Here is a 24,513-nt window from a genome sequence, read left to right as displayed (position 1 = left end):
GAGAACGGGAGCAAGGAAATGACCTCACCGGATCCCCTCGTCGCCCTCCAGATCGGCGCCGCCTCGTTCGCCGACGAGGGGGTGAAGCCCGTGCTCGACATCCTGCAGGAGCGCGGCGCGGTGAACGCACTGTTCCTCGCGACACCGACCTGGACCCGCGGCACCGGCGGCCGGCAGCTGCCCGGCCATCCGCTTCCCGATCATGGTCCGCAGGAGTACGACCACGACTGGGTCGGCGGCAACTACGCCACCATCCATCCGGAGTTCTACCGGAACACGATTCTGGGCGCCTCCGGCCGGGCGCCGGACTACGACGGCGACCTGTTCGACGACGTGCTGCCGGAGGCCCAGTCGCGTGGGATGGCGAGCTACGCCTGGATGGAGGAGAGCTCGTACGCGCAGGCGTTGCGGGACTACCCGAACTTCCCGCAGTGCCTGGAGGTCGACGTCTGGGGTCGGCCGACCGAGCGGCCGTGCTTCAACAACCCGGACTACCGGAACTGGCACCTGAGCATCGTCGAGGACTACGTCAAGAGCTACCCGATCGACGGTCTCGCCTGGTGCTCGGAACGGCCCGGCCCGCTGAACCTGCTGCTGCAGCGGACCACGCCGACCGAGCTGGTCAGCTGCTTCTGCCGGCACTGTCGTGATCTTGGTCGGGAGCGCGGCATCGACCCGGCCCGGGCCCAGGCCGGCTACCGGGCGCTGCTGGAGTGGAACCACAAGATCAACTCCGGCGAGCGGCAGGCCGACGGTGCGTTCGTCACGTTCTGGCGCACCCTGCTGACGTACCCGGAAATCCTGGCCTGGCAGACGTTGTGGACGCAGAGCCAGCGCCAGCTCTATCGCGACATCTACGGCGTCGCCAAGGCCTGCCGGTCCTCGGTCCAGGTCGGCTGGCACGTCTATCACGAGATCTCGTTCAGCCCGTTCTACCGGGCCGACCAGGACTACGCCGAGCTGAGCGAGCTGTCCGACTTCCTCAAGGTGGTGGAATACAACAACTGCGCCGGGCCGCGGTTCCACACCTGGATCGCCGGAATCTGCACCAGTCTGTTCGCCGATGCCGAACCGGAGCAGGTCTATCCAGTGATGCTGCGCCTGCTCGGCCTGGACGAAGGCGATTACGACAAACTGCCGAGCACCGGGTTCACCGCCGAGTACGTACGCCGCGAGACCGCCCGGGCCGTCGCCGGCGTCCGGCACGGCTGCAAGGTGCTACCCGGCATCGACGTTGACATCCCGGTCGGCAACGGCTCGGACACCGGCGCTGGGGAGCTCACCCGGTGCACCCGGGAGGGCGTTCGGGACGCCGTGCTCGCGGCCTTCGCCGGCGGTGCCGACGGGGTCGTGCTGAGCCGCAAGTACTCCGAGATGCGGCTGGAAAACCTCTCCGGCGCCGGCGATGCCGTGCGCCAACTGACCTGAACCAGTAAGGACCTCCCATGAACGCAATGACGCGGATCAGTCGCCGGACCCTCCTCGGCGCGGGCGGTGTCGCGGCCGCCGCGCTCGCGGGCTGCAGCAGTCCCGGGGGCGGCGGTGGCGGGTCGAAGGCGATGACGTTCCTCAACGACTCCGACATCAAGGACGACCCGTTCGGCAAGGCGGTCGAAGCCTTCCAGCAGGCCAGCGGCATCTCGGTCGAGGTGCAGCCGGTGCCGTCCGACTACGACACCAAGTTCCGCACCGTGCTGTCCGGTGGCAAGCCGCCGGACCTGATCAAGATCAACGACGACTACGTGCGCGGGATGTCCGGCACCGGGGCCCTGCTGGACCTCAAGCCGTTCATCGAACGGGACAAGCTGGACACCTCGCACTTCCCCGATGATCTTTACAACTTCCCGGTCCAGGCCGACGGCCGGCACACGGCCTGGGTGATCGCCCACTCGCCGCGACTGTTCTACTACAACGTCGACCTGTTCCGGGAGGCCGGCGTCGACCTGCCGCCCACCGAGTGGAGCTCGGACGGCTGGACCTGGGACGACTTCCTGACCACGGCGAAGGCGCTCACCGTGCCCGGCGAACGGTTCGGCGCGCTGGTCTATCTGGACACCGGCTACGAGCAGACCTGGGCGATCAACAACGGCAGCCCGACCGGCATCTTCTCCGCCGACGGCAAGAGCTTCACGCTGTCCGAGCCGGCCGCGGCCGAGGCGCTGCAGTGGGCGACCGACCTGACCTGCACCGAGAAGGTGCAGCCGGCCTGGGGTGATCTGCAGAGTACGAACGCCGACCTGCAACTGTTCACCCAGGGCAAGCTGGCGATGTTCTACAGCCAGTTCAGTACGCTGCCGTACCTGCTGCAGAACGTGAAGGACTTCACCTTCGACGTCGCGCCGCCGCCGGCCGGCCCGAAGGACCAGCGCACCGAGTCCAGCGTCGTCACGTACGCGATCCCGGCCAAGGCGGAGAATCCCGACGCCGCCTGGGAACTGCTGAAGTTCCTCACCAGCGAGGAGGGCGGCACGTTCTTCGTCGAGGGCAACATGTGGCTCTCGATGGACGACCGGCCGCTGGCCAAGCTCGCCGAGCCGCCGGCGCACGTGAACCTCTTCGTCGAGGCCGTTGATCACTCGACGCTGCCGAACCAGACCTCGAACACCCTGGGCGCCCGGCAGATCTACCGGCCGCTGCTGGACGAGGTCTACAACTGCAACGCCAAGGCGGCCGACGTGCTCGCCGGAACCAAGGCCCGGGTCGACGAATCCCTGGCCCAGCAGGGCTAGCCGGACCGGCCGCCATGGCAACCCTGAACGGCGCGCGGGTGCACCCGCCCGGCACGCCGGCACCCGCACCCGCCCGGCGACGACGGGCCGGGAGCCGCTGGCTGCGCTACGAGGGGCTGCTCTACATCGCCCCGGTGATCTTGGGCATCGTCGCGTTCCAGCTGATCCCGATCATGGTCTCGATGTACCTGTCGCTGGCCGACTGGAACGCGCTCAGCGCACCGCGCTTCATCGGGTTGCGGAACTTCCAGGAGATGTTCACCAACGACCCGCTGTATCTGGAGACGCTGCGCAACACGCTGTTGTTCACGTTCGGCGCGATCCCGGCGACCACCGTGCTGGCGTTCCTGCTCGCCCTGCTGTGCAACCGGCGGGTGCCCGGCATTCCGGTGTTCCGGGCCGCCTACTTCGCCCCGTTCATCACCAACGTGGTGGCGATCGGCTACATCTGGTACTGGATCTTCAAGCCCGACGGCGGCGCCCTGAACGGGCTGCTCGGCACCGTCGGGATCCAGGGCCCGGCCTGGCTGGCCGACTCCCGGCTGGCCCTGCTGTCGGTGATCATCGTCTCGGTCTGGCAGGGCACCGGCTACCCGATGGTGATCTTCCTGGCCGGCCTGCAGGGCATCCCGGCCGACCTGTACGAGTCCGCCAGCATCGACGGGGCGAGCACGCGGCAGCAGCTGTTCAAGATCACCATCCCGCTGATGACGCCGAGCGTCTTCTTCGTGCTGATCACCCAGTTCATCACGTCGTTCCAGGTGTTCGGCGTCATCTACATCATGACGTCCGGCGGCCCGGGCCACAGCACCAGCGTCTACATCTACTACCTCTATCAGGTCGCGTTCTCGTTCGGCCGGTTCGGCTACGCGGCGGCGATGGCCTGGGTGCTGTTCGTGATTCTCGGCGTGATCACGTACCTGCAATGGAAACTGCAGAAGAGGTGGGTGTTCTACGGATGAGAAGAGTCAGCCAGCACACCCTGAACGTCCTGCTCTACATCTTCATGATCATCTGCGCGCTCGCGTTCGCGCTGCCGCTGCTCTGGATGATCGGCGCCTCCCTGAAGGAGGAGGGCCAGGTGCTCAGCACGCCGCCGACGCTGTTCCCGGCCGATCCGCAGTGGGACAACTACGCGGCCGTGCTGGAGGTGATCCCGCAGTTCTTCTTCAACAGCGTGCAGCTGGCGGTGATCAACGTCGTCGGCGTGCTGGCCGTGTCCGCGCTGGCCGGGTTCGCGTTCGGCCGGCTCCGCTTCCCCGGCCGGGATCTGCTCTTCATCGGCCTGCTGGCGACGGCGATGATCCCCGGGATCGCGTACCTGATCCCGCAGTACATCATCTTCCAGGAGATCGGCTGGGTGGACACCCAGCTGCCGTTGTGGGTGCCGCGGGTCTTCACGCCGGTGTTCGCGACGTTCCTGATGCGGCAGTACTTCCTCAGCCTGCCGCAGGAGTTGGAAGACGCGGCCCGGGTCGACGGCGCCGGCTCGTTCACCGTGTTCTGGCGGATCCTGCTGCCCGAGACCAAGCCGGCCCTCGGCGCGATCGCGATCTTCACGTTCCTGGATTCCTGGAACGACCTGTTCGGCCCGTTGATCTACATCAACTCGCGCGAGCTGCAGACCCTGCCGGTGGCCCTGGCCCAGTTCCAGAACGAATACTTCAGCCAGATCACCCTGCTGATGGCGGGCGCCACGATCGCCGTCCTGCCGGTGATCATCGTCTACCTGATCGCCCAGCGGCAGTTCATCCAGGGCATCACGCTGACCGGCATCAACCGGTGAGCGGTTCAGCCCGACAGCGACGCCTTTCGCTCGGCGATGTCGGAGAGCAGCGTCTCCCGGCAGCCGTGCAGATCGTTCCGCAGCGCCTGCTCGGCGGCGTCGGGATCACCGGCCCGGATCGCGTCCAGAATGGCGGCGTGGGTCGCGGTCAACTCGACCAGGTCGAGCCCGACGTGGCTGCGCACCTGGGCGATGCACAACTGCGACTCGCCCATCACCGTCTCGTGCATCCGCTGCAGCCGGGCACTGCCGGACGCCGCGACCAGGGCGCGGTGCAGCGAGATGTCGGCGTCGGTGTGCTCGGCGTGCTGGCTCAGCTGGGCCGCCATGCCCATCAGGGCCAGCGCCCGCTCCGCGTCCGGCGGCACCGTCGCCCGCTCGGCGAGGGCACGGACGGCGCGGGCCTCGATCGGCTCGCGGGCGAAGTAGATGTCGTTGATGTCGCCGGCCGACATCTGCGGGACGACCGCGGTCTGCCGCCGGCCGCGGCGCAGCAGACCCTCGTTGGTGAGCCGGTCCAGGCCCGCCTTCGCGGTCGGCCGGGCCACCTCGTAGTAGTTGGCCACCCAGATCTCGGACAGCTTCTGTCCGGGCTCGATCTGCCCGGAGATGATCTGTCGCCGCAGCGCCTCGCACAGCGAGTCGGTGAGCGAAGTGTTCTCCAGCGGTACGGCCACGACGCTCTCCCTTCTTGTCAGTCAAGAACACATGTCACACTACCGGAAGGAACCCGATGACGACCGCACCCTGGTACCGCCGGACCCACCGCTGGGGTCAGACCAATCTGACCGAAATCGATCCCGAGCGGTACGACGAGGGCTGGTGGCGCCGGCATTGGCGGGAGACCGCGATCCAGGGCGTGATCGTCAACGCGGGCGGCATCGTCGCCTACTACCCGTCCCGGTTTCCCTTGCACCACCGGGCCGAGACGCTCGGCGACCGGGACCTGTACGGCGAGATCGTCGCCGCTGCGCGGGACGAGGGCCTGACCGTGGTCGCCCGGATGGACTCCAACCGGGTCGCCGAGGACTTCTATGCCGCGCACCCGGACTGGGTCTGCCGGGACGCCGCCGGCGAGCCGATCCGAGCCGCCGACAAGTACGTGACCTGCCTCAACTCGCCGTATTACAAGGAATATCTGCCCGAGGTGCTGACCGAGATCATCGAGCGCAGCCGGCCGGACGGGTTCGCCGACAACAGCTGGGCCGGGCTGCCGCGCGGCTCGATCTGCTACTGCGATCACTGTTCCGCAGGATTCCGGCGCGAGGCCGGCGCGGACCTGCCCCGTGATCATGACTGGTCGGCGCCGGCGTACCGGGCCTGGATCGCCTGGAACTACCGGCTCCGGACCGAGCTGTGGGAGCTGAACAACCGGGTCGTCGCCGCGGCGGGCGGGCCGGACTGCCGCTGGTTCGGCATGCTCAGCGGGGACGTGCTCAACAACAACCAGCGCTTCATCGACCTGCGGCAGATCCTGGCCCGGTCGGAGTTGATCATGCTCGATCATCAGCACCGCAACGCCGTCGACGGGTTCGAGCAGAACACCGAGGCCGGGAAGCGGCTGCACGAACTGCTGGGTTGGGACAAGCTGATCCCGGAGAGCACCCCGCAGTATCAGCTGGGCCGGCCGGCGTTCCGGGTCGCCGCGATGCCCCAGGCCGAGGTGCGGTGCTGGGCGACGTCCGGGTTCGCCGGTGGCATCCAGCCGTGGTGGCACCACATCGGCGCCTGCCACGACGATCGCCGGCAGTACCGGACCGCCGCTCCGTTGTTCGGCTGGCATCGGGACAACGCGGACATGCTGGTCGACCGCACTCCGGTCGCCGACCTCGGGATCGTCTGGTCCCAGCGCAATCATGATCTTGCCGGGCAGGACCGGGCGGCGGAGCGGACGCTCGATCCGTACCGCGGCGTGACCCGCGCCCTGAACGCCGCCGGCCTCACCTCGCTGCCGATCCCCGCCGACGACCTGGACCGGGCCGCCGGCCGGTTCGCCGCGCTGGTGCTGCCCAACCTGGTCGTCCTGTCCGATGATCAACTCGCGGCGATCGAGCGGTACGTGGAGCAGGGCGGCTCGGTGATCGCGACCGGCGACACCGGGCTGATGGACGACGAGGGCCGGCCGCGGGCCGATTCGGGCCTGGCGGATCTGTTCGGAATCCGTACCTCCGCAGCGATTCAGGGCGATGTCGGGCCGGCGGACCCGAGCATCGAGACGCATCGACGGCACACCTACCTGCGGCTGGCACCGGAGCTGCGCGGACGCGTCGACGGCCCACGGGATCCGGCGGCGCCGGAGCCGGCCGGGGTCCGGCACCCAGTCCTGGCCGGGCTGGACGAGACCGACCTGATCCCGTTCGGCGGCCGGCTCCGGCAGTGCCGCGTCGATCAAGGAACGCAGGTGCTGGCGACCTTCGTACCCGACTTCCCGATCTTCCCGCCGGAGACCGCCTGGCTGCGCACGCCGAGCACCGACCTGCCCGGGATCGTCGTCCGGGAGACCCCGAGCGGCGGCCGGCTGGTCTGGCTGCTCGCCGATCTTGATCGCTGCTACGCCCGCGACCAGCAACCCGATCACGCCTTGATCATCGGCAACGCGGCGCGCTGGGCGGTACCCGAGCCGACCGTGATCATCGACGGCGGCGGCCGGGTCAACGCCAACCTCTATCGCCAGCAGGACCGGCTGGTGCTGCACCTGACCAACCGCACCGTGACCGCCACCGTGCCGGGCCGGCAGGACCACCTGATCCCCGCCGGCCCGGTCACGGTACGGCTCCGCGTGCCCGGTCTACGCGCGACGAGCGCCACGCTCCGGGTCGCCGGGCGCCCGGTGCCGATCACCGCCGACGGCGATCTGCTCACCTTCACCGTCCCGGAGCTCCTCGACCACGAGGTCGCCACCCTCCCCCACCAAACCCCGCCGACCAGTCACAAAAGCAGCCGTTCTGACGGCGTGTCGCTGCACAAGTGACCGGTCGATCGACTCGGATCGGCGGTCGGAGCCGGGACCGCGGCGAAAAGGTGGGTCCCCGGAGGCAGCGGCGGGTGAAGGGCGAGCGCGTCGCGGGATGGCCGGTCGACGGGGTGGCGGGGCCGCGGGCTAGGTTGGGGGCGCGATGGCATCGACCAAGGCGGAGCGGCGACAGCAGCTGGCGGACTTCGAGAAGCGGGCCACCCGGATCGCCGTCGGGCTGGTGATCGCGGGCCCGGTCCTGGGCATCGCCGCGATCTTCATCGGATCGGCCGAGATCTTCCCGTACGAATACACGGTGACGGTCGCCCTGACCGCGATGCTGGCCCCGATCGGCCTGGCCCTGCTGATCGGCGCGGTCGGCGGGCTGTACCTGATCGGCGGCTGGCGGGTCGCCCCGTTCGGTCTCGTGTTCGTCGCCGGCTTCGCCGCGCTGGTCTACGGCATCGTCGTCGCCGACCCGTGGTGGCGACAGGTCGGCGTCGGGCTGCTCGCGGTCTCCGGCTTGGTGATCTTCCTGGCCGGTACGGCCTCGGCCAAGACCCTGCCGAGCCCGTGGCCGGTCGCCGCGGTCACCGCGGCGGGCGGAGTCATCGCGATCGTCGGGCTGGTCACCGACCTCTGGCCGGTGCACCTGTTCGGCGCCATGGCGGCGGCCTGCCCGCTCGGCATGCTGATCGGCATCCTGCGTCGCAGTTCCTGATCAGGCGCCGCGGTCGGGAGCCAGCGCCACCGCGTCGATCTCGACCAGCCAGTCCGGCTGGGCGAGTCCGGCGACCTGGAGCAGCGTGTCGGCGGGGTACGGCTCGCTGAAGTACTCGCCCCGGAGCTTGATCACCGTCTCCAGGTTGGCCATGTCGGTGACCATGATCGTCACCTTCACGACGTCGGCGAGGCTGGCGCCGGCCTGGCCGAGAACGGTGGCCAGATTCGTGAAGACCTGCCGGGCCTGCGTCTCGAAGTCCGTTCCGACGGTGCGTCCGTGCTCGTCGATGCCGGCCTGGCCGGACACGTGGATCAGGCCGGCAGCCTCGATCGCCTGGGAGATGCGGTACGGCTCGTACCAGTCCGGTTCGGTCTTGATGCGTCGCATGGTCGTCGTCATACCTCGACTGTCGGTGACCGGGTCCCGATTCACAAGTACGGTCTTTTCTGTGTCATACGTACACTCTGTATAGTATTGAGCTCTCGAAGGAGGAACCATGCCGCCTCGGATCGCGACCACGGCACCTGACGAGTGCATGGTCGAGGCCGCCACCGAAGTCCTGGGCGGCAAATGGAAACTCGTGATCCTGCGCCACCTCCAGAACGGCACCCGCCGCTTCGGCGAGCTCCACCGTGCGATCCCGGGCGTCACGGCACGCATGCTCACCCGGCAACTGCGGGAGCTCGAGGCCGACGGCCTGGTCGAACGCAAGGTCTATGCCGAGGTGCCGCCGAAGGTCGAGTATTCGGTGAGCCCGATCGGCGCCAGCCTCAAGGAGATCACCGACCGGCTGGAGGCCTGGGGGCACTGGTATCGGGAGCAGGTCCGCGACTGATGGCCTTGATCAGCCGCCGACGCGAAGTCCGGACGGCCGCCAAACCTCGGCAAGATCATCCAGGCGGAGGTCGAGGGCGCGGCTGAGCGCGACCACGGTGCCGAACGCCGGCGACGGCAGCCGGCCACTCTCGATCTTGCGCAGCGTCTCCGGGGAGATGCCGGCGGCGTTCGCGATCTCACCGAGGCTGGCCGACCCGCGTGCCTCGCGCAGCATCGCCCCCAGCCGGCGACCGGCCTCGAGCTGCTCGGGTGTCAACGGATTGCGGACCACGGCACTACCGTACCCCGGATCACTCGGTATGATAATACCGGTATTGTTATACCGAACCTGCCCGTGTCCTAGGAGTGATCATGATCCACCTGAAGTCGGCCCGCGAGATCGAGCGGATGCGCGTCGCCGGCCGCTTCGTCGCCGAGGTCCTGCAGCGCCTGCGCACCGAGGTCGCCGTCGGCGTCAACCTGCTCGACCTCGAGCACCTGGCCCGGCAGTTGATCAAGGACCGGGGTGCCGTGTCCTGCTACTGGGACTACGCCCCGTCGTTCGGCAGCGGGCCGTTCCGCAACGTGATCTGCCTGTCGGTGAACGACGCCGTGCTGCACGGCAAGCCGCATGATCACCGACTGGCGGACGGCGACCTGCTCACCCTGGACCTTGCCGTGACCGTCGACGGCTGGGCCGGTGACGCGGCGATCAGCGTGATCGCCGGAACTCCCGCCCCGGAGGACGAGCGGCTGATCAAGGCCACCGAGGAGGCGCTCGCGGCCGGGATCGCCGCCGCCCAGGTGGGCCACCGGCTCGGCGACGTGTCGACCGCGATCACCGCGGTCGGCCAGCGCTACGGCTATCCGATCAACGACCAGTTCGGCGGTCACGGCATCGGCCGGACGATGCACGAGGATCCGCACGTCTCCAACGTCGGCCGGGCCGGCCGCGGCCTCAAGCTGCGGCCCGGCCTGACCATCTCGATCGAGCCGTGGTTCGCCCGGACCACCGACAAGATCAGTCACGACCCGGACGGCTGGACGATCAGGTCCGCCGACGGTTCCCGGACCGCGCACAGCGAGCACACGATCGCGGTGACCGACGACGGACCGGTGATCTTGACCCAGCTCTGATGATCAACAGTTCGGCGCGGACCAGGTCCGGCTGGCCTTGTTGCCGAGGTGAACATGATCATTGTGTCCCGGGTAGCCCGGGCCGAGCAGCTCCTCGAAGCCGGCCGTCTTGCCGGCGTTCCACATGGAGCACTGCGGCGGGTTGGTCAGCCCGAGGTCGGCCGCCTGCCCGTACATGTGCAGGCTGGTCGGCGAGCCGCCGGACGCCTCGTTGCAGGACACGCTGCGGAAGCCCGACGTGACGTTGAGCGGCCGGTCGCCGAGCTTGCGCCGCATGGCCTCCAGCTGCCACATGATCCGCCGGATGTTCTCCTTCGCGGTGGCTTCGGAGACCTTGCCGCCACGGAAGTTGTTGGCGCCACAGTTGTTGTCGAATTCCGAGTAGGCGAAGTGGATCGGAGTGCAGTCGTTGTCCTGCAACTCGTAGATCTTGGTGTACGTCGCCGAGTCCGCGACCCCCGTCACTGGGAGTCCGTACCCGGATTGGAAACGCCTGACGGCGGCCTCGGTCGCCGGACCGAAGTCGCCGTCCAGGGCGAGGTTCTCGCCCGAGCTGACCCAGCCCGCGATGCGGATCTGGAGTTGGGTCACATCTGAGCCGGTGGAGCCTTGTCGCAAGGTCCGGTCCCAGGTGTAGCAGCCGTCGGCGGCCGCCTTCTCGGGGGCCAGGACGTGAATCGTCACGGAGCCGACCACAGCCAGCGCCAGAACGGCGACAACGGAAAGGAATCGTCGAAACATCGCAGTCCTCCATCGCGTTGATGGTGAGGATCGCAGTTTGTCAGTATTCAACGCACAGCGTCAATGGCCAGGTCAGAAGATCACCTGGAGTTCGCCGGTCCGACGTGTCCGGCGCTACCGGGCCCGCTCGAACGCGGCGATGGCACGGTCAAGATCATCCCGGGTGTGCGCGGCGGACAGCTGGGTCCGGATCCGCGCCTTGCCCTTCGGCACGACCGGGTACGAGAACGCCCGCACGTAGATGCCGTCCGCGAGCAGCCGATCGGCCATCCGTGCCGCCTCGACCGCGTCGCCGATCATCACCGGGACGATCGGATGGTCGGACTCCGGGATCTCGAAGCCGCGCTTGATCATCTCGGACCGGAAGTAGGCGGTGTTGTCGCGCAGCCGGTCGAGCAGCTCGGCGGACGACTCCAGCAGGTCCAGGGTGGCGATCGCGGCGGCGGCGATGGACGGCGCCAGCGAGTTGGAGAACAGGTACGGGCGGGACCGCTGCCGCAGCATCTCCACGATCTCGGCCCGGGCCGCCGTGTAGCCGCCGGAGGCCCCGCCGAGCGCCTTGCCGAGCGTCCCGGTGACGATGTCGATCCGGTCCCGGACCCCGAACAGCTCCGGCGTGCCGGCCCCGGTCTCGCCGATGAACCCGACCGCATGGGAGTCGTCGACCATGATCAACGCGTCGTGTCGCTCGGCCAGCTCGGCGATCTTGTCCAGCGGTGCCACGTACCCGTCCATCGAGAAGACGCCGTCGGTGGCGATCAACCGGTAGCGGGCGTCCTTCGCGGCGATCAGCTGCACCTCGAGATCGGCCATGTCCCGGTTCTTGTACCGGAACCGGCGTGCCTTGCAGAGCCGTACTCCGTCGATGATCGAGGCGTGGTTCAGTTCGTCGGAGATGATCGCGTCGTCCGGGCCGAGCAGCGTCTCGAACAGGCCCGCGTTGGCGTCGAAGCAGGAGCTGTAGAGGATCGTGTCCTCGGTGCCGAGGAACCGGCTCAGCCGACCCTCGAGCTCCTTGTGGATCTCCGCGGTGCCGCAGATGAAGCGGACCGAGGCCATCCCGAAACCCCAACGATCCAAGGCCTGCTGGGCCGCCTTGATCATCTCGGGGTGATCGGCGAGGCCGAGATAGTTGTTGGCGCAGAGGTTGACCACCTCCCGTTCGCCGACGCCGATCGCCGCGGCCTGCGGCGTGGTCAGCACCGACTCGGCCTTGTAGAGCCCCTCCTCCCGCAGCTGCGCCAGGTCGGCGGCCAGTTGATCCTTGATCGCTCCGTACACCTCGTCCCCTTCACTCCCAGGTCATGATCACTTTGCCGCTGTGGCCGTCGGCCGTCGTCGCGAACGCCTTCTCGAATTCCGTGTACGGGAAGCGATGCGTGATCACGCCCGAGATGTCCAGGCCGCTCTGGATCAGCACCGACATCGCATACCAGGTCTCGAACATCTCGCGCCCGTAGATGCCCTTGATCGTCAGCATGTTCAGCACCACCGTGGCCATGTCGATGCTGATCTCCTGACTGGGTAGGCCGAGCACCGCGATCCGGCCGCCGTGGGTCATCTGGATGATCATGTCCCGCAGCGCGGCTGGGCTGCCCGACATCTCCAGGCCGACGTCGAAGCCTTCCTTCATGTCCAGCGATCGCTGCGCATCGCGGACCGCTTCGCGGTCGACGTTGACGCCGAGGCTGACCCCGAGCGAGCGGGCCAGGTCGAGCCGGTCGTCGCTGCGGTCGGTGATCACCACGTGCCGGGCGCCGGCCTTGCGGCAGACCATCGCCGCCATGATGCCGATCGGCCCGGCGCCGGTCACCAGCACGTCCTCGCCGAGCATCGGAAAGGTGAGCGCGGTGTGCACCGCGTTGCCGAACGGGTCGAAGATCGCGGCCACGCCCGGATCGATCGGGTCCCGGTGCACCCAGGCGTTGCCGGACGGCAGGGCCACGTACTCGGCGAAGGCGCCGTCGATCTGGACGCCGATGCCGCGGGTGTTGATGCAGAGGTGACGCCGACCGGCCCGGCAGTTGCGGCAGCGGCCGCAGACCAGATGCCCTTCCCCGCTGACGAAGTCGCCGACGGCGACATCGGTGACGCCGGAGCCGACCTCGACCACCCGGCCGGCGAACTCGTGCCCGACGATCAACGGAGCGGTGACCCGGCTCTGCGCCCAGGGATCCCAGGCCGCGATGTGCAGGTCGGTGCCGCAGATCCCGGTCGCGGCGACCTTGATCAACACGTCGCCCGGCCCGCACTGCGGCTCCGGCACGTCGACCAGCTGCAGTCCCGGCTCCGCCGCCGTCTTCACCAGCGCTCTCACGCGGTCAGCCTAACCTGCGGCTTGACCTTGACGTTGCGTCAAGGTTTGACCCTAGTGGGCATGGAGACGACCCAGACCATGACCGCCGTCCGAGCTCCGCGCCGGACGGTGGCCCTCTATCTGACGTCCGGAGCGCTGTCGATCTTCGGCAACGGGCTCGCCGCGATCGTGCTGCCGGTGATCGTGCTGACCCGGACCGGCCAGGTCGGCGCGGCGGCCCTGGTCGCCGCCGTGACCGCGCTCCCCCAACTGCTGGCCGCGATCGGCGGCGGCGTGATCGTCGACCGGTTCGGCCGGAAGCGGCTCGGCGTCATCGCCGATCTGGGGTCGGCGGCGTCGATCGCCGTACTGCCGTTGATCGAACTCACGGTCGGCCTGTCGCTGGGCTGGTTCATCGCGGCGGCGCTGCTCGGCGCGGTCTTCGACGTCCCCGGCATGACCGCCCGGGAGGCGCTGCTGCCGGCCGTGGCGCGTGCCGGCAAGGTTCCCGTACCGCGGCTGAGCGGGATCAACGAGGGACTGTCCGGGCTGGGGCTGTTGATCGGTCCCGCGCTCGGCGGGCTGCTGCTCGCGTTCACCGCGCCGACCACCGCGCTCTGGGTCACCGCGACCACCTCCGCCCTGGCGGCCCTGGCCACGGCCCTGCTGCCCCGCGGCATCGACCGGCTGCCGGAGGCCGACCGGGCACCGACGAGTTTCGGCCCGCGAGCCGCGCTGGCCGATCTGCGCGAAGGATTGCGGATCCTCCGCCGCGAGCCGGTCGTGCTGTGGCTGTGCAGTCTCACCGTCGGCGCGATCCTGGTGATCGGACCGCTGGTCGGTCTGCTGCTGCCGGCCTGGTTCACCACCGCCGGGCAGCCGGGCCTGATGGGGCCGGTGCTCAGCGCGATCGCGGTCGGCGGGCTGGTCGGTGCGGGCGGCTACAGCCTGTTCGGGACCAAGATCAGCAACCGGGTGGTCACGGCGAGCGGACTGGTCGTGATGGCCGTCGGGCTGGTCGTGATGATGATCTTCCCGCCGTACCCCGTCCTGCTGGCCGCGGCGGTCCTGGCCGGCGCCGGCTCGGGCTTCTTCACGCCCGTGTTCACCACCGTGATGACGGCCCGGATCCCCGAGCAGGCGTACGGCCGGGTGCTCGGCCTGCAGAACTCAGGAACGCTCGCCGCGGCACCGGTGGGAATGGCGATCGCCGGATTCATCGCCCAGCAATGGGGTGTCGCGGCGGCCGGCTGGACGTTGGCCGTGCTGTGGTTGATCATCACCGCGGCGAGCCTGCTCTCGCCCTGGTTGCGCAACCTGGATCGCAGGACCAAGACCGAGGAGGACGGGTGAAGATCGGCGAGCTGGCCGAATTGGCCGGCACGACTCCGCGGGCGGTCCGGCACTACCACGCCGAAGGGCTGCTGCCGGAACCGCGGCGACAGCCGAACGGCTACCGCAGTTACGGGGTACGGGAGCTGATCACGCTCGTCAAGATCAAGAAGCTGCGCGACGCCGGCCTGTCGCTGGCCGAGGTTCGGGACGTGATCACCGCACCGCCGGGCTCCGGAGCCTGGCGCTCGGCGATGATCATCGCCGAGCGGCGGGTGGCCGACGAGGAACGGCGGCTGCGCCGGCTCCGCCGGGAACTGCGGCGCCAACTCGAGACCGAGCTCGACCCGACCCTGCCGGCGCCACTGGCCAAGATCTTCCAGGAGTTGCGCGACGCCGGCCTGTCGCCGGCCGCACTGGCGTTCGAGCAGGAGTTGCTACTGCTGTCGGTCACGTACGAACCCGCCGCCACCGAGCCGCTCACGGCCTACTACCGCAGCATGATCGACCGGCCCGGCTGGGCGGACGAATTCGCCCGCCTGCACGCCGACTTCCTCGCCCTGGCCGAGCTGGAGCCGGACGACCCGCGGGTGGACGAGTTCGCCCGGCGAACCGCCGAGGACGCGCTGAACCATGGTTCCGACCTCCTGCTCGGCAGCGACGGCGAGCCGGTGGACCTGGACGACCCGCAGCTGGCCGATTTCTTCGACCAGTTCGCCCCGGCCCAGCGCCGAGCGCTCACCCTCGCCGTCGGCTGGATCGCCGAGCAGGCCGGTCGCGGCGTGTCGGTGCCGCCGGTGAGCGGTGAGGCAGGTGAGACTTCTGGCGACCGGTGATCCCTGCCGGGTATGAGCCGGCAGGGGGCCCGGTGTCGTTGCGGGCTGGGTCTGTCGGATCCTTCGACAGGCTCAGGGCACCGCCTTCACCTCGCGAGCAGTCCGAGATGCGCCAAAGCCCGGAAGCCGTGCCCGAGATCGGTGAGCGCCCCGACTCGGAGTTGATCATGGAACGCGGGCAGTTCCTTGATCACCACCTCGACCTGCTCCGCGCCGTCGAGTTCCTGCTCGGACACCTTCCGGCACCGGGTCGCGACCGCCGTCCAGCAGCGCCGGGTCACATTGCCGGCCAGCCAGGTACTCCCGACCACCTCCACCTCGCCCGCGTAACCCGTCTCCTCCAGCAACTCCCGGGCCGCAGCAGCCGCCGGATCCTCGCCCGGCCCGACCCCGCCGCCCGGCAACTCGTCCAGGACCACCCCCGGACCCGGCCGGAACTGCCGCGCCAGCACCACCCGCGAGTCCTCCGTCAGCGCCAGCACCGCGACCGAGTCCGGCCCGTCGAGGATGTCCCACTCACACTCCGTACCATCCGCCAGGCGGTAGCGATCCGCCCGGATCCGGACGAACCCGGCCGACCCCGGCCGACTGTCCAGCAACGTCCATGGCTCCATCGAGGCATCGTGCCAGGGGTGCCTGCCGTGGTTGGCTGGTGCAGGCGCAGTCGACCGCTGCCCACGCGATCTCAGCTGGCGCGGTGCGGCTGACTTGGCCGGGCAGTCCGGGGGTCAAGGTCTGACCAGTTCGGCGCCGAGGGCCCGCATTGCGGGGAGGCCGTCGCGCCAGCGGGACGGCCAGCCGTCGGCGACCCAGCCGGCGTGCGGTTGGTGGCCGCGTTCGCCGAGCCAGACGACTTCGTCGATGGCCAGTTTGTGGCGGGTCACGGCGGCCTCGGTGAGGTCGAACGGTTCGGTCCAGCCGTAGCCGTCCAGGAACGCGTCCGCCCGGGCCCGGCGATCCGGCGCAGCCGTGAGGCCGCGGCGAGCCAGTTCGCTCCGGTCTGCGGTGAACGGAGTCAGCCAGATCAGTCCGTACGCGATGTCGTCCAGCGGCTCGCCCGGCCGGGCCGCGTCCCAGTCGAACAGACCGACCGCGCGGCCGCCCTGCCAGGCGAAGTTCGCGGGCTGCGGGTCGCCGTGACAGATCACCGGACCACCCTGATGCGGCACCGACCAGACCGCGTCGGCCGGCGGTTGCCAGTCCCGGGTCGCATCGTGAATCGCGCGGAGCAACTCCCCGGCCGACCGAACGCCGCCGAGTGAGGCCTGGTGCGGCCACGCGTCCTGGCCCGCGTCACCGTCCAACAGCCGGACGTACTCCAGCTGCTCGTCGTACCCGAGCGGTTCGGGGACCGGCAGGCCGCGTCCGTACAGGTGGGCGAGCAGGGCCTGGATCGTCGGCGTCCACTCCTTCACCGGCCGCCGCACCACTCCGTCGACGATCTCGATCCTCCGCACCCGGCCACCCTATGGCGGCCCGAATCGTCGGTGATCGCAGCGTGAGAGCACACTGGGGCTGTGACCGTCAGCGTTTTCGACCTGTTCAGCATCGGGATCGGACCGTCCAGTTCGCATACCGTCGGCCCGATGCGGGCCGCGAAGCGGTTCGCGGTGGCGCTGGCCGAGTCGGACCGGCTGACCGAGGTCACCCGGATCCGGGCCGAGCTGTTCGGTTCGCTCGGCGCGACGGGGCACGGCCACGGCAGCTACAACGCGGTGCTGCTCGGGCTGGAGGGCGAGGACCCGGAGACCGTCGACACGGCGTCCGGTCCGCGCCGCGCCGCCGAGGCCGTCACCGAGCGCAACCTGCTGCTGGCGGGCAAGCACCGGATCCCGTTCAACGGGGACACCGACCTGGTCCTGCACCGCCGCAAGACGCTGCCGTTCCACCCGAACGGGATGACCTTCACCGCCTGGTCCGGCGACGAGGTCCTGGAAAGCCGTACCTATTACTCGATCGGCGGCGGATTCGTCCTCGACGACGACGGCAGCGGCTCCCCCGCCGTCGTGCCCGATCCGACCCCGGTCCCGTACCCCTTCCGCACCGGCACCGAACTGCTCGACCTGTGCACCGAGCACGACCTGCCGATCTCCAAGATCGCGCTGGCCAACGAGGTCGCCCGGCGGCCGGAACACGAGGTCCGGGCCGGGCTGCTGCGGATCTGGTCGGTCATGACGGAGTGTGTACGGAATGGCTGCGCGACGACCGGCGTCCTGCCCGGCGGCCTCCGGGTCCGGCGCCGCGCCGCGGACCTGAGCCGGGAACTGATCGCCGAGGCCCCCGCCAACACAGATCCGCTCGCGGCGATGGACTGGGTCACGCTCTGGGCGCTCGCCGTCAACGAGGAGAACGCCTCCGGCGGCCGGGTGGTCACGGCACCGACCAACGGCGCCGCCGGGATCATCCCCGCCGTGTTGCACTACGCAGCGAAGTTCGTGCCCGGAGTCCACGACGCCAAGATCGTGGACTTCCTGCTGGTGGCCGGCGCCCTCGGCTCGATCTACCAGCAGACGGCCTCGATCTCGGGCGCCGAGGTGGGCTGCCAGGGCGAGGTCGGTACGGCCTGCTCGATGGCCGCCGGCGCCCTCGCCGAACTGCTCGGTGGCACCCCGGAACAGGTCGAGAACGCCGCCGAGATCGGCATGGAGCACCACCTCGGGCTGACCTGCGACCCGGTCGGTGGCCTGGTCCAGATCCCTTGTATCGAACGGAATGCGGTGGCTTCGGTGAAGGCGATCACGGCCGCCCGGCTGGCCCTGCGCGGCGACGGCCGGCACACCGTCAGCCTGGACAAGGTGATCAAGACGATGATGCAGACCGGCGCCGACATGAAGATCAAGTACAAGGAGACGGCGCGCGGCGGGCTGGCCGTCAACATCGTTGAGTGCTGATCGTCACAGTCCAGCCGGTAAGCGCTCTCTGGCTGCCTCCCGAGGCACCAGGTAGAGTGCTGGCAGCGCAGGGTCGCGCTCAACGACCATGCGCTGTTGTTTCCACTACGGATCGTCGGGCACGTACCTGCCCGTGGAAAGGAATGTGGCATGGCCACCGTTACGTTCAACCAAGCTTCCCGGGTCTACCCCGGTTCGGAGCACCCCGCCGTCGATCGCCTGGAACTCGAGATCGGCGACGGCGAGTTCATGGTCCTGGTCGGGCCGTCCGGTTGTGGCAAGTCCACCTCGCTGCGGATGCTGGCCGGCCTCGAAGAGGTCAACGAGGGCAGCATCCACATCGGTGAGCGGGACGTCACCGACCTGCCGCCGAAGGACCGGGACATCGCGATGGTGTTCCAGAACTACGCGCTCTACCCGCACATGTCGGTCGCCGACAACATGGGCTTCGCCCTGAAGATGGCGAATGTGCCGAAGGCGGAGCGGCAGCAGCGGGTGCTCGAGGCCGCGAAGCTGCTCGGCCTGGAGGAGTTCCTCAACCGGAAGCCGAAGGCGCTCTCCGGTGGTCAGCGGCAGCGGGTCGCGATGGGTCGTGCCATCGTCCGGCAGCCGCAGGTCTTCCTGATGGACGAGCCGCTGTCCAACCTGGACGCGAAGCTCCGGGTGTCCACCCGGACCCAGATCGCGGCCCTGCAGACCCGGCTCGGCGTCACCACGGTGTACGTGACCCACGACCAGGTCGAGGCCATGACGATGGGCGACCGGGTCGCCGTGATGAAGGACGGCGTCCTGCAGCAGGTGGACACCCCGCTGTCGCTGTACGACAAGCCGGAGAACCTGTTCGTGGCCGGCTTCATCGGCTCGCCGGCGATGAACCTGATCGACGGCTCTGTGTCCGAGGGCGGCGTCCGGGTCGGCGACTACGTCGTTCCGGTCCCCCGTGAGGTGCTGACCAAGGCCGGCGACGAGAAGACGCTGACCATCGGCATCCGGCCGGAGAACTTCGACCTCGGCGAGACCGGCATCGGTGTCGACGTGGCCGTCGTCGAGGAGTTGGGCGCGGACGCGTACCTCTACGGCACGCTTGCGGGCCTGACCGAGGACGAGAAGCTGACCGCGCAGCAGATCGTCGGCCGGATCTCGTCCCGGCGCCCGCCGGAGCGGGGCGTCACCGTTCGCCTCGCGATCGACCCGGAGCACATCCACGTGTTCTCCCAGGCGACCGGCGCTCGGCTGACCGACTGATTCACCACGCAACGCCCCCGCCCCGCACCGGGTGGGGGCGTTGTGCTGTCGCCAGAACTCTTGAACTCGAACGCTGGAGCCCGGTGGTCCCAGGTGAAGTGGAGCACCGTCCAACCGGCGGCGGTCAGGTTGGTCCACTTGCGCCGGTCCCGGTGAAACTGCTCGCGATGGTCGGCCCCGCTCCGGCTTCCGGATCTGCCAGGAACGTCTTCCGCCGGAACTGGTCGTGCGGCACCGGGGCTGCTGGATCACGCGACCGACGCTGACGGCACTCCGGCGGGCCCTGGCGCTGACCGCGAACCGCGCCGGGAACGGGCTCCGCCGCGCGGCCTTGCGTGACTCGAGGCACTCGCCGTGGTCGGAAGCGGAGCGACTGTTTGCATGAACTCCTGCGTCAGGCCGACATCCGCGGTTGGTCGGGAAACCGGCCGGTCCGGTGATCACCGCGTCGGGAAGCCACAGACTCGCCGCGCGGATCCTGACCTCGACCCGGTCGGCATCGGCAGTCCGGCAGTAGATCCCGGGCAGCGGCCTGGCAAGTTTTCCGCGCTCGGCCAGCCGCTGCGCGGTCCGGGCCAGTCGCGGATGATCGCGAATTCTGATCACGCCGCCTCCGTCGCGGAGCAGAAACTCGAGTTCGGGAGTCACCTCCCGAGCATCCGGCGCCTTGCCGCACGTCGGACCGGTTGTCCACAGGCCTACGTGTTGTCCGTCGCGGCCGAGTGTCGTCCGGGCACGAAGTGGAAGGATGGGGCCGTGCCTCGCTTCATCGCCGCCCGGCCGGACTCGCGGCTGATCACCCTGCCCTGGGACGTTCCGCTGGAGGACTGGCCGACCGACAGCCTGGTCGCGCTGCCCCGCGGCATCTCCCGGCACGTGGTCCGGTTCGTCCGCGTCGGCACTGAGATCTACGCGGTCAAGGAGGTGCTGGAGCACCTCGCGATCCACGAATACCGCCTGCTGCACGACCTGACCCGGCTGGACACGCCGTCGGTGGAGCCGGTCGGCGTCGTCACCGGCCGGGTGGATGCCCACGGCGAGCCGCTGGACTCGGTCCTGATCACCAAGCACCTGCAGTTCTCGCTGCCGTACCGCTCGCTGTTCACCCGAGGGGTACGCCAGGACACGGTCAACCGGCTGGTCGACGCGATGGTCGTGCTGCTGGCCCGGCTGCACCTGATCGGCTTCCTCTGGGGCGACGTCTCGCTGTCCAACACGCTGTTCCGGCGCGATGCGGGCTCGTTCGCCGCGTACCTGGTGGACGCCGAGACCGGCGAGCTGCACCAGGACCTGAGCGACGGGCAGCGCGAGCACGACCTCACGATCGCCCGGACCAACCTGTTCGGCGAGTTCAGCGATCTGGAGGCGGGCGGGCTGCTGGACGAGGCGCTGAAGCCGCTGGTGCTGGTGGAGGCCATCGAGAACCGGTATCGCGACCTGTGGTCAGAGCTGACCGGGGTCGAGGAGTTCGACGGCAGCGAGATGCACCGGATCGAGAGCCGGGTGCGTCGGCTGAACGCGCTCGGCTTCGACGTCGCCGAGCTGGACATCACCACCGACTTCGCCGGTTCGACGATCCGGATCCAGCCGAAGGTGGTCGACGCCGGCCACCACTCGCGGCGGCTGCTCCGGCTGACCGGGCTGGACACCGAGGAGAACCAGGCCCGGCGGCTGCTCAATGATCTTGACTACTTCCGGGCCCGGACCGATCAGCAGAACGCCGACGAGTCGATCGTCGCGCACCAATGGCTGACCGAGGAGTTCGAGCCGGTGGTCGAGGCGGTGCCGCACGAGCTGCGCGGCAAGCTGGAGCCGGCCGAGCTGTACCACGAGGTGCTGGAGCACCGCTGGTTCCTGTCCGAGCAGGCGGGCCACGAGGTGCCGATGATCGACGCCATCGAGTCGTACGTCAGCACGGTGCTCCGCGGCCTGCCGGACGAGGCGATCGTCTCGGCGACCGGCGACGACGGGCCCGCCCTGGCGAATCCGTACGACCCGTCGCAGGGTTTCGCCGATGATGATGAGACCAAGCCGTACGACCCGTGGGAGGACGGCGACGAAGCCCCCGAGGCGGGACCTGAGGCCACTTCCGACTTCCTGGACATCGCCGCGCTACGTCGCAAGGCCGCTGCCAGCAAGGCCAGTCGCATTGACGATGAGGCGGTCGGCTGACCGCATTCCGGATGTTTCAGCAGAATCCACCATTGTCAGAGTTGGCCCGGCATGGTGAAGTCAGTTCGAACCGCGCGGTGTGCACATGATCGTCGACTACGACGAGGCTGGCGAGCAGTCCGTCAACATAGGCGAGTCCGCCGGCCGCCGTACGGTTCCTGAAGTACCAGTCCTTCGCGGCCGCAGCACGCGGTCCGCCGAGCGCGTCAAGCACCGCACCGATCTCTGCCAAAGCGGCATCCATCGCAGTGTCGTCGTCGGTGCGCGCGTGCACGTAGAGCCGGTCAATGCCCTCCGGTCTCGCCGGGCTCGCCCGGATCGTGAGACCGTCGCCGCCCTGGGTGCATTCCATCTCATATTCATTTCGTTCGCAGCGGAAGCCGCGCTGAACGGCAACCGACTCGACCAGGTCCAGGTCGCCCGGAAGCTTGGCCGCGAACAGTTCCGGCGGCTTCCAGCCGGCCCGCAGGAGCCTGATCGTGCTGGTTGAAACCGTGGGGCGTTGCAGTTTCACCTCACCCCAGTCGATGTTGAATTCCGCCTGCTTTCCTGCCAGCTCCCTGCGTACCGCAGCCGCGTCCGCGGCACTCAGCTCGGCGGCCTCGACAAAGTCGCCGACCAGGTCGTCGAACGCACCGGGGGCATCATCCCGATCATCGGCGAGAAGGTAGTCGAGATGGATCTCGACCTTGCTGAGCCTGCCGTCCACCGGGCCAAGGAACTCGACCCGGATGAGATGTTCGGGGTCTTGCCGATAACAACCGCGGCTGAACACCTTCGCGAGTTTCTCGTCAGAACACACGAGGCCACGCGCCCGCAACAACGTGCTGAACGCCTCGGCCTGCCCAGTCGCCGGCCCGCCGGTGTCCGGGACCTTCGTGTACTTCTTCTTCGGATGTTCCGACGTGTTCGTGGCACGCGGCGGGTTCGGGGGAGCCGTGACACTCGACGCAGTTTCTCCGACGTTCCGAAAAGCGAGGACGCCAAACGCCGCGACCGCGACCAGAGCGAGGCAAGACAGCACGATCAAAGCGATCACCCCGGACTGGCGAGGTCGGGGCGGCCTCGGGGGTCTTGGTCCTGCCGGACCGAATCCAGAGGTCATGCCATAGCCCTTTCGTTCACCGGATTCCAATCGGTAGCCGGTTCATCACCGATAGGCGAGTCCATCACAAGCCGCTGACGGGTCACTGACACGAACCTGCCGCGGCGTCTCGCCGGACGGGCATGGATCCCGACCGCATCGGCGGATGGATTGGGCATGAACATGTCGATCAGGCCCGTCCGCCTCACCGACCGGCGCCGGAGCCATCCGCATTAGGGTGATCGACATGGCAGCAACCCTTCCCGATGACGTACGAGAGTTCCTCAAGCAGGCCAATCCGGCGGTCATGGCGACCACCACCAAGGACGGCCGGCCGATCACCGCGGCGACCTGGTATCTGCTCGAGGACGACGACCGGGTCTTGATCAACTTCGACGCCGAACGGGTCCGGCTGAAGCACGTCCGCCGGGATCCGCGCTGTGCCCTGGACGTCCTCCCGCTCGACGCCTGGTACTCCCACGTCGCGCTGCAGCTCGACGTCGTCGAGATCACCGAGGACACCGGGCTGGCCGACATCGACGCGCTGGCGAAGCACTACACCGGGAACCCGTACGGGAACCGGGACCGGGCCCGGTTCAGCGCCCGGGCCGAGATCCGCAGCTGGTGGGGCTGGGGCGAGTTCGCCGACTGACCCGGACTCGCAGCCCCTCCTGCCGGCGTTCGCAGACCGCGTGCTTTCCTTCGATCTGGGAGCTAGGAGGGTGGTCGCCAGCGGTCGAGCTCCTGCTCAACGGCGGTTTGCACCCGAGCCCGGGCTTCGTGCCGCTCGACGCCGGCCATCAGCAGGTCCTCGTACTCCGTGTCCTGGTGCCGGATCGACGCGATGACGGCCCGGGTGATCGCGTCGGGGTCCAGTGCCCGGCCGGCGGCGGTACGCCCGACCCGGCCGCTGCCCCGAACGTTGGTGTGACCCGCGATCGCCTCGGCGCGCTCGGCCGGGCAGCCGGGAAAGAGACGGCGGATCTTGTCGGCCAGCCTCGCCTGCACGGCAAGGTCCTGTTCGGACCGGCGCTCCGCGGCCCGCTCGCGCTGCCGGGCCCGGGCGTCCTCATCCGCCAGGGTCTGCTGCTCGGCGTCGGCCAGCGCCGCCTCCTCCACCAGGAGCCCCTGCCGCTCGTACCGCTTGCGCGTCGTGCTGAACCGCACCACGACCGCGCTGAGCCGGCTCGCCTTCTTGGCCCGCCGGGTGAGCGCGGTGTTGCCGGACGGCAGGAAGACCAGGTGGTCGAGCCCGGCGCAGGTCAGGCACAGCGGGCCCGGGTCCTCCATGATCAACAAGTCGCCGCCGGGCTCCGAACATTCGGCGCAGGTGAACGGCTTGCGGGCCGAGATCACCACCAGGTCCGGCGGTTTGCTCTGCCGTTCGGCCAGCTGTTGTTGCTTCCGCTCCGGCAGGTCCGGTGACAGCCAGTGGGTACGAAAGCGCCGCTCGACCCCGGGATCACCGCTCTCGCTGAACTGGAGCCTGCGACGATCAACCGTCCGGGCGACGTAGTCCGTCTCGCTGGGCCGCAGGCCACGCTCCCGGGCCAGCGTCTCGAGGTAGCCGATCGCCATGGTCGCCTTGGCCAGATCCACCTGCAGGACCGGTTCCAGTCGGGCCGGCTTCCCGTACCGCCATCGTTCGACCGCGGCCTCGGTCAGCCAGCCGAGCCCGATCAGGACGCCGATCGGGCTCACCACGCCCGCATCCGCCAACGACGACTCGGCAGCCCGGACCACTCGGCCCCTGATCTTGCTGCTCATGCAG

General features: G+C 69.0%; 24 protein-coding genes. 14 read left to right on the top strand and 10 right to left on the bottom strand.

Features of this window, described 5'->3' with window-relative positions; translation table 11 throughout:
• Positions 1-18: 18 nt before the first annotated feature.
• The 4 genes from BKA15_RS23170 to BKA15_RS23155 are packed head-to-tail and all read left to right on the top strand — an operon-like array spanning position 19 to position 4,515.
• On the top strand, positions 19-1,428 hold the full coding sequence (locus tag BKA15_RS23170; protein WP_179754793.1) for a hypothetical protein: 1,410 nt from the start codon (positions 19-21) through the stop codon (positions 1,426-1,428).
• A gap of 17 nt (positions 1,429-1,445) precedes the next feature.
• Positions 1,446-2,729, top strand: coding sequence for an ABC transporter substrate-binding protein (locus BKA15_RS23165; RefSeq protein WP_179754791.1), 1,284 nt, complete (start codon positions 1,446-1,448; stop codon positions 2,727-2,729).
• A 14-nt stretch (positions 2,730-2,743) separates the two neighbouring features.
• Entirely contained in the window at positions 2,744-3,691 is a 948-nt protein-coding gene (locus BKA15_RS23160) for a carbohydrate ABC transporter permease (RefSeq protein WP_179754789.1), read from the top strand.
• A complete protein-coding gene (locus BKA15_RS23155) occupies positions 3,688-4,515 on the top strand; it encodes a carbohydrate ABC transporter permease (protein WP_179754787.1) in 828 nt (275 codons plus the stop codon). The genes BKA15_RS23160 and BKA15_RS23155 overlap by 4 nt, the downstream gene beginning before the upstream one ends.
• Positions 4,516-4,520: 5 nt before the next feature.
• On the opposite strand, the gene BKA15_RS23150 is transcribed toward BKA15_RS23155, so the two are convergent.
• Entirely contained in the window at positions 4,521-5,192 is a 672-nt protein-coding gene (locus BKA15_RS23150) for a GntR family transcriptional regulator (RefSeq protein WP_179754785.1), read from the bottom strand.
• Positions 5,193-5,248: 56 nt separating this feature from the next.
• Between BKA15_RS23150 and BKA15_RS23145 the strand changes: the two genes are divergently transcribed.
• The gene (locus BKA15_RS23145) at positions 5,249-7,486 is read left to right on the top strand and encodes an alpha-amylase family protein (RefSeq protein ID WP_179754783.1); all 2,238 of its coding nucleotides are present in this window, start codon (positions 5,249-5,251) and stop codon (positions 7,484-7,486) included.
• Positions 7,487-7,631: 145 nt separating this feature from the next.
• Positions 7,632-8,189, top strand: a complete 558-nt coding sequence (locus BKA15_RS23140; protein WP_179754781.1) for a hypothetical protein — start codon at positions 7,632-7,634, stop codon at positions 8,187-8,189.
• Here the strand turns inward: BKA15_RS23140 and BKA15_RS23135 are convergent, their stop codons facing one another.
• A complete protein-coding gene (locus BKA15_RS23135) occupies positions 8,190-8,591 on the bottom strand; it encodes a RidA family protein (RefSeq protein ID WP_179754779.1) in 402 nt (133 codons plus the stop codon).
• A 97-nt stretch (positions 8,592-8,688) separates the two neighbouring features.
• Between BKA15_RS23135 and BKA15_RS23130 the strand changes: the two genes are divergently transcribed.
• Positions 8,689-9,027 carry a winged helix-turn-helix transcriptional regulator gene (locus tag BKA15_RS23130; RefSeq protein ID WP_218871539.1) on the top strand — a complete coding sequence of 113 codons (339 nt, stop codon included), beginning with the start codon at positions 8,689-8,691 and terminating at the stop codon, positions 9,025-9,027.
• 9 nt (positions 9,028-9,036) lie between these two features.
• Here the strand turns inward: BKA15_RS23130 and BKA15_RS23125 are convergent, their stop codons facing one another.
• Entirely contained in the window at positions 9,037-9,300 is a 264-nt protein-coding gene (locus BKA15_RS23125; RefSeq protein WP_179754777.1) for a helix-turn-helix domain-containing protein, read from the bottom strand.
• 80 nt (positions 9,301-9,380) lie between these two features.
• Here BKA15_RS23125 and map point away from each other — a divergent pair, with 80 nt between their 5' ends.
• Complete coding sequence (map, locus tag BKA15_RS23120) at positions 9,381-10,145, top strand: type I methionyl aminopeptidase (protein ID WP_179754774.1); 765 nt, start codon at positions 9,381-9,383, stop codon at positions 10,143-10,145.
• A gap of 3 nt (positions 10,146-10,148) precedes the next feature.
• Here the strand turns inward: map and BKA15_RS23115 are convergent, their stop codons facing one another.
• The 3 genes from BKA15_RS23115 to tdh form a co-directional block, all read right to left on the bottom strand.
• Positions 10,149-10,886, bottom strand: a complete 738-nt coding sequence (locus tag BKA15_RS23115; RefSeq protein ID WP_179754772.1) for a M15 family metallopeptidase — start codon at positions 10,884-10,886, stop codon at positions 10,149-10,151.
• Positions 10,887-11,000: 114 nt separating this feature from the next.
• A complete protein-coding gene (locus BKA15_RS23110) occupies positions 11,001-12,155 on the bottom strand; it encodes a glycine C-acetyltransferase (protein WP_179758648.1) in 1,155 nt (384 codons plus the stop codon).
• Positions 12,156-12,177: 22 nt separating this feature from the next.
• On the bottom strand, positions 12,178-13,203 hold the full coding sequence (gene tdh, locus BKA15_RS23105) for an L-threonine 3-dehydrogenase (RefSeq protein ID WP_179754770.1): 1,026 nt from the start codon (positions 13,201-13,203) through the stop codon (positions 12,178-12,180).
• Positions 13,204-13,263: 60 nt separating this feature from the next.
• On the opposite strand from tdh, the gene BKA15_RS23100 reads away from it, so the two are divergent.
• Positions 13,264-14,535, top strand: coding sequence for an MFS transporter (locus BKA15_RS23100; RefSeq protein ID WP_179754768.1), 1,272 nt, complete (start codon positions 13,264-13,266; stop codon positions 14,533-14,535).
• Positions 14,532-15,350, top strand: coding sequence for a MerR family transcriptional regulator (locus BKA15_RS23095; protein ID WP_179754766.1), 819 nt, complete (start codon positions 14,532-14,534; stop codon positions 15,348-15,350). Before BKA15_RS23100 ends, BKA15_RS23095 begins: the two co-directional genes overlap by 4 nt.
• Before the next feature lie 86 nt (positions 15,351-15,436).
• On the opposite strand, the gene BKA15_RS23090 is transcribed toward BKA15_RS23095, so the two are convergent.
• Positions 15,437-15,964 carry an NUDIX hydrolase gene (locus BKA15_RS23090; RefSeq protein ID WP_179754764.1) on the bottom strand — a complete coding sequence of 176 codons (528 nt, stop codon included), beginning with the start codon at positions 15,962-15,964 and terminating at the stop codon, positions 15,437-15,439.
• A 114-nt stretch (positions 15,965-16,078) separates the two neighbouring features.
• The gene (locus BKA15_RS23085; protein WP_179754762.1) at positions 16,079-16,807 is read right to left on the bottom strand and encodes a phosphotransferase; all 729 of its coding nucleotides are present in this window, start codon (positions 16,805-16,807) and stop codon (positions 16,079-16,081) included.
• Between the two features lie 60 nt (positions 16,808-16,867).
• Here BKA15_RS23085 and BKA15_RS23080 point away from each other — a divergent pair, with 60 nt between their 5' ends.
• From BKA15_RS23080 to BKA15_RS23070, 3 genes are all read left to right on the top strand, one after another.
• The gene (locus BKA15_RS23080) at positions 16,868-18,241 is read left to right on the top strand and encodes an L-serine ammonia-lyase (RefSeq protein ID WP_179754760.1); all 1,374 of its coding nucleotides are present in this window, start codon (positions 16,868-16,870) and stop codon (positions 18,239-18,241) included.
• 150 nt (positions 18,242-18,391) lie between these two features.
• The gene (locus tag BKA15_RS23075) at positions 18,392-19,486 is read left to right on the top strand and encodes an ABC transporter ATP-binding protein (protein ID WP_179754758.1); all 1,095 of its coding nucleotides are present in this window, start codon (positions 18,392-18,394) and stop codon (positions 19,484-19,486) included.
• Positions 19,487-20,242: 756 nt separating this feature from the next.
• A complete protein-coding gene (locus BKA15_RS23070; protein ID WP_312879222.1) occupies positions 20,243-21,658 on the top strand; it encodes a DUF4032 domain-containing protein in 1,416 nt (471 codons plus the stop codon).
• A gap of 16 nt (positions 21,659-21,674) precedes the next feature.
• On the opposite strand, the gene BKA15_RS23065 is transcribed toward BKA15_RS23070, so the two are convergent.
• Positions 21,675-22,688 carry a hypothetical protein gene (locus tag BKA15_RS23065; RefSeq protein WP_179754754.1) on the bottom strand — a complete coding sequence of 338 codons (1,014 nt, stop codon included), beginning with the start codon at positions 22,686-22,688 and terminating at the stop codon, positions 21,675-21,677.
• Between the two features lie 301 nt (positions 22,689-22,989).
• Between BKA15_RS23065 and BKA15_RS23060 the strand changes: the two genes are divergently transcribed.
• Complete coding sequence (locus BKA15_RS23060) at positions 22,990-23,394, top strand: pyridoxamine 5'-phosphate oxidase family protein (RefSeq protein ID WP_179754752.1); 405 nt, start codon at positions 22,990-22,992, stop codon at positions 23,392-23,394.
• 62 nt (positions 23,395-23,456) lie between these two features.
• Here BKA15_RS23060 and BKA15_RS35790 read toward each other — a convergent pair whose 3' ends face one another.
• Positions 23,457-24,509, bottom strand: coding sequence for a DUF2293 domain-containing protein (locus tag BKA15_RS35790; protein WP_179754750.1), 1,053 nt, complete (start codon positions 24,507-24,509; stop codon positions 23,457-23,459).
• Positions 24,510-24,513: the final 4 nt, after the last annotated feature.

The organism is Microlunatus parietis (genome assembly GCF_013407955.1).
In the GTDB taxonomy this organism is placed as follows: domain Bacteria; phylum Actinomycetota; class Actinomycetes; order Propionibacteriales; family Propionibacteriaceae; genus Microlunatus; species Microlunatus parietis.
Note: the sequence above shows the minus strand (reverse complement) of the source record. Positions and strands in the feature narration are given on the sequence as shown.